The following is a 12,320-nucleotide window of genomic DNA, read 5'->3' as shown; positions in this document are numbered from 1 at the left end:
GCTACACGACCACCCCGTCCAATCACTCCCTGCCAACCGTCTCCACCCAACCTCATCCGACCGCGTCATGCCCACTCAACCGCACCTGACCAATCAACTATGTCACCCACGCCATGCACAATGGGCGGCATGAACACGTTGGGCAATATCCTGTGGCTGATTCTCGGCGGTCTCGAACTGGCTGTGGCATGGGCGATCATCGGCATCGTGCTGTGCATCACCATCGTCGGCATCCCGCTCGGCATCCAAGCGTTCAAAATGGCTGGCCTGACACTCACCCCGTTCGGCAAGTCCGTGGTGTATGGCGGTGGCGTCGGCTCACTGCTCGCCAACATTATCTGGGTGGTGTTGGTCGGCATCTGGATGGCAATCGGCTACATGATCGCAGGCGTACTCAACTGCATCACCGTCATCGGCGTGCCGTTCGGCATCCAGTCATTCAAGATGGCGAAGCTCGCGTTGTGGCCGTTCGGCGCGCAAGTCATGTGACCGCGAGACACACGCTCTCATCATCCCGCAGTTCCGCCGGCCGCAATAACCACCGACCCTGCTACGCCTGCTGCCACGCGAACGGCAGATGCATGAACTCCGGCACTTTGTACCATTTGACCGGATACCCGGCACCATGCGCGCAGAACACCGAATCCGGAGTGTTCTCCAGATCGGCTTCGGGATCATACCCGGCTGCGGCGATGACCGCGTCCTCGTCGTGGCACGGTCGGTAGCCCGCCGACACGCAGGTCAGCGACCCGCGTCCGTGCGTATATGCATTCACTTCCATCGCGTAATCACGCATACCTTCAACAGGCGCCTCGCCCTCCAGCACCGCCGTCGTGCCGTCGTTGTCAGGTGGGTCGAACACGCCGTTCATCCGCTGGATATCAGCCATCGCATGCCCCACCTGGTCGGCGGGCAGCTCCAGACGGAAGCGGTACCACGGTTCAAGCACATGGCAATGCCCGCCCTGACGCGCCTGCATAAGTCCTTCGCGGATTGCGCGATACGTCGCCTGGCGGAAATCCCCGCCTTCAGTGTGCTTGTCATGCGCCCGACCGGTCAGCAACGTAATCCGCATATCGGTGATTGGCGCGCCGATAAGCACGCCCAGATGCTCGCGTTCGCGCATATGCGTCATGATCAGGCGCTGCCAGTTGCGGTCGAGCACATCCAAACTGCAATCGCTGGCGAATTGGAGTCCGCGGCCACGCTCGAGCGGCTCCAGCAGCAGGTGGACTTCCGCGTAGTGCCGCAACGGTTCGAAATGCCCCACCCCTTCGACCGGCGTGTCTATGGTCTCGTGGTATACGATGCCCCCGCGATCGAACGCGACTTCGATGCCGAAGCGCGTGCGCAGCAGTTCCTGCACGATTTCCAGCTGGACAGCGCCCATGAGCTGGATGTGAATCTCCTCAAGACGCTCGATCCACCGCACGTGCAACAGCGGTTCCTCGTCCTCGAGTTCACGTAGCGCACCCAACAGTTTGTGCGTATCCGTGCCATCGGTGGCCGTAACCGTGTAGGTGAGCACCGGTTCAAGCAGTGGATGCGAGGCGTCCGTCTGCATGCCGAGTCCCTGACCTGGCACCGTGCCTTCCAGACCGGTCACCGCACAAACTGTTCCGGCGGGGGCGGATTGCAGGATATCGTATTTCGCGCCGGAATATCGCCTGATCTGGTCGATTTTTCCGTACGGTTCAATCTCGCTTTTCACCGGCAGTTCGCCGCCGGTCACTTTCAGCCAAGTGAGCCGGTTGTGCTGGGCGTCATGCGAAATGCGGAACACACGGGCGCCGAAATCCTTGCCATTGCTGCGATCACTACTGTTATCGGCGTTATCTTTGCCATGATTGACGGAAGTGTTGTCGGAAGAGTTGTCGCCGTATCCGTCATAGCGCGGCTCAGGAGCGTACGCGGCAAGCGCATCCAGCAGATAGCGGATGCCTTGCAATTGCAGCGCTGATGTCCACATACATGGGACGAGCTTGCGTTGCGCGATCATCCGGCTGATGGTCGCCGGGCTGATCCGACCGGTGTCGCAGTATTCGTCGAGCGCGGATTCGTCGAGCGCGGCAACATCCTCATCGTGTTCCATTCGGGAACCGGCGGAAATCTGGGCGTGGGCGGACGAGCCGCCGGCAATCATGCCAGTTGATGCGCCCGTGGCTGCATGGGCGTCTGCGGTAACTGAAGCATCCGAAGGTACGGGGGTGTCCGCAGTGACCGGGGTATCCGCATTCTCAGCGATATCGGCGGAATTCTGCGGCAATCCGGCATCCACGCACACCTCGCCAAATCGCTTGCGGATGCCGGCGAGCACGTCATCGCGCGAAATGCCGGGAGCGAGCGCGTCGATTTTATTGATGACGATGAAGGTCGGCACATGATAGCGCTCCAGCAATCGCCACAGAGTCTCGGTATGACCTTGCACGCCGTCGACGGCTGAGATGACGAGCAGAGCGACATCGAGCACACCCAACGTGCGTTCCATATCGGCGGCAAAATCCACGTGCCCGGGCGTGTCGAGCAGGGTCAAGCGCATACCCGGATAGTCGATGATCGCGTCTTTGGAATAGATGGTGATGCCACGTCGTTTTTCCAACGCGTCGGTATCGAGGAACGCGTCGCCATGATCGACGCGGCCAAGCCGACGCACTTCGCCGGACACGTAGAGCATCGCTTCGGAGAGGGTGGTCTTGCCCGCATCCACGTGGGCGAGCACGCCCGCGACGATCTGCTTCATCATGCTCCTGTCGGTCGGTGGAAAGCGCCGGGCAGTGCCCGACCTCCCCATCCTAGGACGCCATGGCGTCATCGCTGCCGGTGTACCCGCCGCCCCCTACTCCTATCTCTCCTCCAACCTTCTACCGACGCTGACAGTGGTCTCAGCGTCGGTAGAAACAGGGATGCGGGTGGGCAGATACACAAACTGGCTACGCTAGCGGACTCACCAGCGTAACCAGTTTGTGAGGTTAGGAGCGTCGATACTCAACAAGATGCACCCCTTGGGTGTCGAACCAGCGGGCATCACGCCCACCAGCTCAACGCCCCGAGGCGTCACGCCTTGGCGACGGCGACCTCGAGTTCCTTGGCGGTATCACTCGGCTTGATGTCGAGCGTCGTGGCGAGCGTCTCGTGGGCGATCAAGTCACGGAACTGCTCAAGCTTCGGCGCATCCACCGCGGGTGCAGTCAAGGTCAGCACAATCCGGTCAGAGATGTTGAAATCAGCTTCCTTTCGGGCATCCTGCACCGCACGGACCGCGTCACGCGCGTAGCCTTCGGCCAGCAGATTGTCGTCGAGCGCGGTGTCGAGAATCACGAACCCGCCGGACGGCAACGCCGAGGACACCGAATTGGCAGCCTGCTTGGCATCCTGCTCCTCCACGCGATTGATGACCTCGAACTCGCCATCCTCGAGCACGATATCGCCGTTCGGCGTCTCGACCACAGGGGCGCCGGTTGCGGCATCCACATGCCAGGCACCCGTCTTGGACGCCTTGATGGCGAACTGCACCTGCTTGCCCAGGCGCGGGCCGGCGGCGCGCGCATTGACCTTGAGCTGGTGGATGATCTTCAGCCCGTGTTCCGGCGCATCCTCGAGAGTCGAGAAGTCCACGGACTTCACGTTGAGCTCTGACTTCAAGATCTCGATATAATCCTCGACCGCCTCCGGGTCGGCGACCACGACGGTGAGCTTGCTCAGCGGCTGACGCACGCGAATCTGCTCAGCCTTGCGCAGCGACAGGGTCGCGGAGACGACCTCGCGCACCTGGTCCATCGCGGACACAAGCGCATCATTGGCCTTGAGCACGAGACCAAGCTCCGTAGGCTCGCCGGTCTTCTCGTCAGTAAGGAACGGCCAATCCGCCAGATGCACGGATTCGCCGCCGGTCAGACCTCGCCACACAGTTTCCGCCTCCATTGGGGCGAGCGGGGCGAGTGCGCGCATGAAGGTTTCCAGCACGGTGTACAGCGTGTTGAACGCGTTCTCGTCCTCGTTCCAGAAGCGGTCGCGCGTGTTGCGGATGTACCAGTTGGTGAGCACGTCAATGAAATCAGTGACCGCCTCGCACGCATCGGAAATCGCGAAATCATCCAGCGACTTCTCGACACGTTCAACCAGCAGGCGCGTACGGGCCAGCAGATACTGGTCCATGCGCGGCAGGCCGTCGACTTCGTCGGCACGCAGACGACGCGCATCGAAGCCCTTGCCGCCGTTCGCCGCATTCGCGTACAGCGTGAAGAAGTAGTACGAGCTCCACACCGGCAGCATGACCTGGCGCACCGTGTCACGAATGCCCTCAGCGGTGACGATGAGGTTGCCGCCGCGCAGAATCGGCGAGCTCATGAGGAACCAACGCATGGCGTCGGAACCGAATTTGTCGAACACGCCGTTGACATCCGGGTAGTTGCGCAGGTGCTTGCTCATCTTCTGGCCGTCGGAGCCGAGCACGATGCCATGGCAGATGACGTTCTTGAACGCCGGCTTGTCGAACAGTGCGGTGGCCATGATGTGCAGCGTGTAGAACCAGCCGCGCGTCTGGCCGATGTACTCGACCACGTAATCGCATGGGAAGTGCTGCTCGAAATACTCCTTGTTCTCGAACGGATAGTGGAACTGCGCGAACGGCATGGAGCCGGATTCGAACCAGCAGTCGAGCACATCGGTGATGCGATGCATGTGGCTCTTGCCGGTCGGATCGTCCGGGTTGACGCGCGTCAGACGGTCGATGTACGGGCGGTGCATGTTGATCTCGCCCTTGTCGTCGCGCGGGTAATCGCCGAAATCGGCCTTGAGCTCATCAAGCGAACCGTACACGTCGACGCGCGGGTACTTCGGGTCGTCGCTCACCCACACCGGGATAGGCGAGCCCCAGAAGCGGTTGCGGCTGATAGACCAGTCACGCGCGTTGGCGAGCCACTTGCCGAACTGGCCGTCCTTGACGTTGGACGGGATCCAGTTGATTTCCTGATTGTGCTTGAGGAGGCGGTCCTTGATCTTCGTGACCGAGACGAACCAGCTCGACACTGGCTTGTAGATCAGCGGGGTGCCGCAACGCCAGCAGTGCGGGTAGGAGTGCACGTAGCTCTTCTCCTGGAACAGCAAGGCGCGATGCTCCTCGGGGATGCGCGCGAGCGGGCCGTCTCCGGCGCGCAGGTTGCGCAGAATCGGCAGGTTCGCGTCGAACACGTACATGCCCTCATAGTCGGGGGCGAGCGCGTTGAACACGCAGGCTTCGTCGAGCACATCCACAGACTTGATGCCCTTGGCGTTGAGCGTGTTCATATCGTCTTCGCCGTATGGCGCCTGGTGCACGAGGCCGGAACCTTCGACCGTGTCGACGTAGTCGGCAGTGAAGATCTGGAAGGCGTTCGGGCCGGGGGTACCGCCCTCGGCAAGCGCCTTGTCATCAGCGAAATACGGGAAGACCGGCCAGTAGCGCCAACCTTCCATCTCGGCGCCCTTGAGCTCGCGCACGACTTCGTAGTCTTCGCCGAGTTCCTTGGCGTAGGCCTCAAGGCGCGGTTTGCCGATATAGAATTTCTTGCCGGCGAACTTGCCTTGCGTGGGGCGTACTTCGACATAGTCGATGTCGGCGCCGACGACGATGGCGAGGTTGGTGGGCACGGTCCACGGGGTGGTGGTCCAGAACACGGCGTAGGCATCATCCTCATCACGCAGTTTGACGGCGACGGACACGGTGGTGTCCTGACGGTCCTGGTAGACGTCCGCGTCCATGCGCAACTCGTGGTTGCTCAGCGGGGTGCGGTCCTTCGGGCAGTACGGCAGCACGCGGTAGCCCTTGTAGGCCAGGCCCTTTTCGTACAGCTGCTTGAACGCCCACATGACGGATTCCATGTACGGGATGTTGAGCGTCTTGTAGCCGTGGTCGAAGTCCACCCAGCGGCCCTGACGGTGCACGTATTCGCGCCATTCGTTGGTGTATTTGAGCACGGATGCGCGGCATGCGTCGTTGAACTTGGCGATGCCCATCTTGTTGATGTCGTCGACCGAGTCGATGCCGAGTTCCTTCTGCGCTTCGAGCTCGGCGGGCAGGCCGTGCGTATCCCATCCGAACACGCGGTTGACCTTGTGACCCTTCATGGTCTGGTAGCGCGGGATGACGTCCTTCGCATAGCCGGTCAGCAGGTGGCCGTAGTGCGGCAGGCCGTTGGCGAACGGCGGGCCGTCGAAGAACACGAACTCGTTCTGGCTGTGATCGCCGGACGGGCGGCGTTCTACGGATTTGTTGAAGGTGTCGTCGGTGTCCCAATAATTCAGCACCGATTCCTCGAGCTTGGGGAAATTCGGGTTCGGCGCGACATTGGCGCTTTGCTCGCCGGTTGATGCCTTGGGATACACGTGATCGGTGGTTTCGCTCACCATATTCTCCTCGACTGGCTGGTTGACATTGCCACGAGGACGACGGGGCTTACGCTTACGCCGCGGTACCACCTCGCTTGCCGCGTACCGCCGGGAACCGGTTGTGCACGACCGCTTGTGTCCGGCTGTCTCGGGCCGGTCCCGTCGGTTCTACTGGGGGCTTGGCGTGTGCCGCACCCTGTTCTTCCGAAGGCTCCCCGCTGATGACGGATCATCGCCTCATACAGCCGCCATGATAGCACCGCGGGCGGGACGACCGAGCGACTCACAGCGAACACGCGATTCGATGCCGTCCTTCCCCACCTTCTACCGACGCCGGCGGGGTGCTGAGCATCGGCAAAAGCAGCAATAAAAGCCCTCCACCGACACTCACACCCGACTCAGCGTCGGCAGAAACAGAGATGGGACTTCTGCACAACTGAGAGCGGCGGAGCTGCTTGCTCACAAACTGGTTACGCTCACGGACCGCTTTGCGTAACCAGTTTGTGAAGGGGATGCGTGATTCGATGCCATCCTCCCCCACCTTCCACCGACACTCAGCAGACTCAACGACACACTCACAATCCAGCAACGCTGGCAGAAGCCCCCAGCTGCACACTCACAATCTGGTTACACTGAGCAGCATCCCAACGTAACCAGATTGCGAGGGGACGGAATGCTCGTCTCAACACGCGCGCGCGATGAGACAGGAATCAGGCTCACCGTCCGGCTCGGCGCAAGCGACGGGCGATTTCGGTGCACAACAGCGCGACGATGATGGCGATCAGACCGCCGCATATCAGCGAACGCGCGGTCGAAGAACCACCGGTGAACGGCAGCGCGGTGACCACCCGCTCGTTGGTGAAGCTCAGCTGATTGGCACTGGACTTGCCGGTATCGTCGCTGGCGCTGGAATCGTAGATGACTTTCGCCGTGCTCAGCGTATTGCCATCGTCGTCGACCACCTGTGTGACCTTGACGCCTGCCTTATTACCAAGCTTGCGTTGCGCGGCATCGGTGACCGTATCGCTGACGGTGACGCTCACCTGATAGACGGCCTTCGAGTATTTCACGCCGGTTGCACTGTCAGTGCCACCAGTTCCAGCGGCACCGTTGTTGGCGCCATTTTCACGGATTTCGTATACGTAGGTCTTGCCGGCATCTGCCGCCGTGAACGGGAATGCGCCGAATGAAGCGGAACTCGTAGACCCGTCCGCCCCTTTCTTCAGTGTCAGCGTCGCATTGCTCGGCAGCGGTCCGGCGGGACCTGCGGACCCATCCTCGTTGGTCGTGCTCAACGCGGTCATGGTAAACGTGTATTGGGCACCCGCGGGCCACCCGCCTTCAACGGTTTTGCTCACTTTCACCGCGGTGGTCGGCACGGTGGTGTTGGCGAACACCGGCGCGGTTGACGTGTCGTACACCACGGTCGCCACCAGCTGGTTCGGATCGGATGCGGAACGCACGACTCCCACCGAAGCAGTATGTTTTGTCGTGTCATATAAGGTGGTGCCTGATGCCGCACCCGTGGGAACATTCTCCGTGATCGTGTACTGGTATATACCGACCTTCTTGTAGGTGATCTCGAAATCGATGGCGCCGTTGTTCCCGTTCGGGACGGTTTTGCTCTGGACGGTGGTGGTGTTGCCTTCATCGTCCGTGGATGTCGAGGTCGTGGCACCATCAGGCATGGGCGCGCTGCCTGTCGGGTCGGTCAACGTGAAGGAATAATCTCCGGATTTCGCAGCCTCGCCGTTTATGGTTTTGATGGCCGTGATGGTCGCGGTTACGGACTTCACCGGTTTGGTGGTGTTGTAGATCTTCGGGAAATGCTTGGTGTAGGCATCACCTTGGTCGGGTGTCGCCACCAGGTCGAAGTTCGAAGCGTCGTCGAAATTATCCTCCGTGATGGTCACACCGGCCTTGGCGTGGTAGATGGTGCCGTCCGTCACGCCATCCCAGCCGTATGCCACATAGTCTTTGTTCTGGTCGTCGTCGCTGGTCTTGTCTTGGTCGACGACAACCATCGCCCTCAAACCGGTCACGCCGTCCTTGACGACTTTCTTCACCAGCACGCTCGCCGTGCGATCGGTGGTGTCGTAGGTTATGGTCGGGTCGCCCCCGTCTACCTCGCGGAAGGTATACGTGAACTTGGCGGAATCCTTGCCATTCAAATCCGCAAGCGTGATCGGCACCGTGAAATCAATCAGACCACCGTCGCCGTTCGTCACCGTCGTGTTCATCAGCTTCGGCGCGTTGCCGGAGGGAGTAACGGAGAAGGTGAATTGGCCGGCTTTCGCGGGTTGGCCGTCAAGCAGTTTCGTCGCTTTAATCTGCACCCAACCGGTGGTGGTCGTGTTCTGGATGACCAGCAACGCGTCGGTGCCTGCATAACTGACGGATGCGGAGAGTGTGTTGTCGCTGTTGCGCGTCACGGTCACTTTCGCAGCATAGACATTGCTGTCATACACGATCGAATCCGTGCCGGTGACCTCGTGGATGGCGTAGGTGTAGACGCCAGGATATTCGAACGTGATGTCGTCCCACGAGGCGTGGCCTGCGCCCTGATTCGAGGTGGTCGCGGTCGGTGTGCCGTCGCTGTTCTTGGCGGTATCGTCGGGCATCGGCACGCTCACCGCGTTGCCGTCGAGATCCACCGCATCGGTGGACACTGGTTGCAGTTCGAAGGAGAACTGGCCGGCGGTTGTCGCGGGAATGCCGTCGAGCATTTTGGTTAGTCGCAGCTGGGCGGTGGTCGGCACGGCTTTGACATACGTGTTGTTGAAGCCTGCCGGTGCGTCGCCGGCATCGTAGCTGACCGTGTCGCTGAGCTTGTTGGTGCTCGGGTCGCGAGTCACAGTGATGGTGACGGAGTGGGACGCGGTGTCCTTGGAAATGAATGGGTCGCCCGGCGCCTCCTCGGTCATCGTGTACCGGTATGTTCCAGCTTGGGAGTAGACGATTGGACCGAAATCGATGAGGCCGTTCTCACCGTTCGCATTCAGGCAGTAGATGTCGCCGTTCTCGTCGGTTGCCGGGGTGGTGCAAGGCATCGGCGTGTCTTTCGCCGCCGTGAGACGGAAGGTGAATTGGCCGCTGGATGCGGGCTTCCCGGCGAGTGTCTTGTAGGAGTACAGGTATTCCTTGATGTCGTGGGGCTTGATTGTCGTGTTCTTGAAAATCGGCGGGTCAGCGGAATCCGTGCCGTTGGCGCTATACGTGACGGCAGCGGATAGCTCGTTGGTTTTGGGGTCGCGGGTAACGTTGACCGTGACCAGGACCACGGAGGAATCGTAGGCTATACCCGCGTCGCTGCCTTTGCTTTCGGTCATCGTGTACGTGTAAGTGCCTTCGGCGGTGTAGCGGATGGTGTCGAAGGTGATGGAGCCGCCGCTTTTCGCGTTGGCGGTGGACTGCGAACCATCATTCGCTGCACTTGTGGACACAGGAGTGGTGGTTTCGTTCGCGCGCAAGGTGAACGAAAAAACATCGTCAGCGAAGCCAGTCCGACCGTCAAGCGTCTTCTTCGCCGAAATCGTGACATCCACCGGTTTCGGTGCGATGGTCCTGTTGGCGAACGCATTACTGCCGGTGCCCGTGGTGACGGTGCCATCGGAGGCTTCCTTGCTGTAGGAGACTTCTGCTTTGAGCTCGTTGGTTGTGTCGTCCCGGGTAACGGTGACGGTCGCGGTCACCGTGCCGGTGTCGTAGCTGATACCGGCGTCTGCGTCATCAGGCTTGATTTCGGTGATGATGTAGGTGTAGGTGTCTGCTTTGTTGAAGACGATTGGGCTGACGATGGCCTTGCCGACCGAATCGTTGGTGATGGTGGTTGACCCTCCAGCGGCGACGCCTTGAGGCATCGGCGCATCGTCTTTCGCCTGGACGTTGAAACTGTAGGCGCCTCGCTCCGGGGTTTTGCCGTCGATGGTCTTGGTGACCTCCAGTTGAGCGGTGGCGTCTTTGGTATACACGTTATTCACCGTGATACCGCCCGTGTCGGCGTAATGCACGGCGGCGACAAGCTTGCCCGCATTGGCGCCAGTGCCTTTGGTGACGTTCACGGTCACCGAATGTGCCGTGCTGTCATAGCCGACATCGGGATTGTTCCCCGGAATCTCAGCGATCGAATACACATACGTGCCCGGCTGGGTGTACGTGATCGCCCCGAAACTGAAGGTGCCATCGCTGCCCACGGTTGCGGTGTCGCTTGCCGGAAGCGGGGCGTTCGTGTCGGTGGCGATACGGAACTTGAAGGTACGGAACAGGTTGCGGATCGTCGCATCATCGCCGGTGGTGCCGTATTGGGAAATCGTCTTGCCGTTGATGATCTTGGTGCCGCTGATGGTGGCGGTGGCGGGATTCTTGGAATAGTCGATGGAATTGTCGACGATATTGGCTTCCATGGCGGAAGGTGTGATGGTGCTGGTGCCGAGGAGGTTTTGGTAGCGATACAAGCCTTGCCCTGGCTGGAACAGTTTGAGCGTCTCATTGACCTGCAGCGTATAGTCCGTCGGATCGATGAGCTTCTTGTATGCTTTGATCATGGCTTCGTCGAACCCGTAGTAATTGCCGGCGGTGGGTTCGACGAGGGCCGCGTACGTCTGGGTCTTGGAATAAGCAAGCCCGCCATCGGTGTAATGCCATACCGCGAGCTGAGTGACCATGCGCTGCTGATTTTCGTTGAGCCCGTAAAGCAGATCTGAGGGGTTGTTGGGGTTGTTGTTCGGGTAGCCGCGTGTAATGACGGACATGATGCGGCGTGCGAATTCGGTGGCGTCCGAGATGGTGCCATAGCTGTCAGAGGTCAGACGGTTCGCAGCGTTTTTCCACAGCAAGGCAATGGAGCCTTCGGCCTCACCGTATTCCGTGTATTTTTTGGCGTTTGGGTCCTTCGGGTCATTGTATTGTTCGCCTCGCGGCGTGGTGTTCAAATAGTTGTAGCAGTACACGACCTGGGGCTTCTGGGACTTGTCGCTATCGTCGCTCACGGTGATGGCGGGCAGAGGATCGACTTTCCTGCCGTCGCCGGTGACCGCCACCGCCTGGCGGCTTTCCCACTTTGTCAATTCCTTGTATTCCCAAGCGTTCGTGGTATTAGAGGTGATTGTGAATGTGGAGGTCGCTCTCCATTGCTTTGACGTATCGACGGTGTTCTTGTATTCGGGGACTGTGAACTTCACATCAGCCGCGCTGTTGTAATCCGCCGGTGCTTTGACTTCACGCAAGGTGTAGGAACCCGCGGCGACCTGGACCGCGAGCGCGGTCGACGTGCTGGTCCAGCTGGCGGACTTGCCGTCCGCGGAGATGGTGACGGCGACGTTGGATGAGCTGTCTTTCTTGATGTAGCCGTCGGTGGTGGTCAAGGTGAGTTCGGCGCCTGGGATTTCCTTGCGGATGCTTTCGCCGGTTGACGACGACACTGAGGTGTCATACTGCGGGTTGCCGGCAGCATCGTTGCCCCATTTGTGGATGGTCAGCTTGCGGGTGAGGGGATCCGCGGTGGAGTTCGTCGTCGGGCTGGCCGCAGAAGCTGCGGTGCTCTTCAGGAACGACGTCGGCGCGATCATCGCGACGGCGCACAGCACCGCAACGAGAACGATGAACCCACGACGAATCATTGATTTGTGCACTTGGTGTTCTCCCAATTTCGACCGATTGCTGCATCCGGCACATGGCAGTACAACTCATCCCCACCTTGCCGCCGGTCCCACACCCCCTGTTTGGTTGCCGTAAGGCGCACAGCACGGGGGTTCTATCATGAAAACCCGGTATCGAACCGGTTTAATACTATCAAAACCATCCCCTTTTCTTCATCCCCCTTTCAGAAAGTGTGAGTGAGTTCACACCTGAAAAACTCCTGAAACAACCTCATCCCCCACCCTCATACCCCGTCCCCATTCCCCATCGCGCCCGCCCCATCACAAACCAGCTACGCCCACAAGCCGCCCAGCGCA

General features: G+C 60.3%; 4 protein-coding genes. 1 reads left to right on the top strand and 3 read right to left on the bottom strand.

Translation table 11 applies throughout. The annotated features are described in order from the left end of the window. Nucleotides 1-129: 129 nt before the first annotated feature. Nucleotides 130-489 (top strand): YccF domain-containing protein, encoded by a 360-nt coding sequence (locus ACZ41G_RS01955; protein WP_033505108.1) that lies wholly within the window; start codon nucleotides 130-132, stop codon nucleotides 487-489. A gap of 61 nt (nucleotides 490-550) precedes the next feature. Here the strand turns inward: ACZ41G_RS01955 and ACZ41G_RS01950 are convergent, their stop codons facing one another. From ACZ41G_RS01950 to ACZ41G_RS01940, 3 genes are all read right to left on the bottom strand, one after another. After that, the gene (locus ACZ41G_RS01950; protein WP_464146178.1) at nucleotides 551-2,740 is read right to left on the bottom strand and encodes a GTP-binding protein; all 2,190 of its coding nucleotides are present in this window, start codon (nucleotides 2,738-2,740) and stop codon (nucleotides 551-553) included. Between the two features lie 314 nt (nucleotides 2,741-3,054). Then, complete coding sequence (gene ileS, locus ACZ41G_RS01945; protein ID WP_464145630.1) at nucleotides 3,055-6,387, bottom strand: mupirocin-resistant isoleucine--tRNA ligase; 3,333 nt, start codon at nucleotides 6,385-6,387, stop codon at nucleotides 3,055-3,057. A 695-nt stretch (nucleotides 6,388-7,082) separates the two neighbouring features. Beyond that, nucleotides 7,083-11,996: a Spy0128 family protein gene (locus ACZ41G_RS01940; RefSeq protein WP_464145628.1), complete on the bottom strand. Its 4,914-nt coding sequence runs from the start codon at nucleotides 11,994-11,996 to the stop codon at nucleotides 7,083-7,085. Between the last annotated feature and the right edge of the window lie 324 nt (nucleotides 11,997-12,320).

It is taken from the genome of Bifidobacterium porcinum, from assembly GCF_055378475.1.
Note: the sequence above shows the minus strand (reverse complement) of the source record. Positions and strands in the feature narration are given on the sequence as shown.

What these genes read in the sequence shown, in the direction of transcription:
- ACZ41G_RS01955 (WP_033505108.1), top strand. Translation starts at nt 130, where the DNA reads ATGAACACGTTGGGCAATATCCTGTGGCTGATTCTCGGCGGTCTCGAA.
- ACZ41G_RS01950 (WP_464146178.1), bottom strand. Translation starts at nt 2,740, where the DNA reads ATGAAGCAGATCGTCGCGGGCGTGCTCGCCCACGTGGATGCGGGCAAG.
- ileS (WP_464145630.1), bottom strand. Translation starts at nt 6,387, where the DNA reads ATGGTGAGCGAAACCACCGATCACGTGTATCCCAAGGCATCAACCGGC.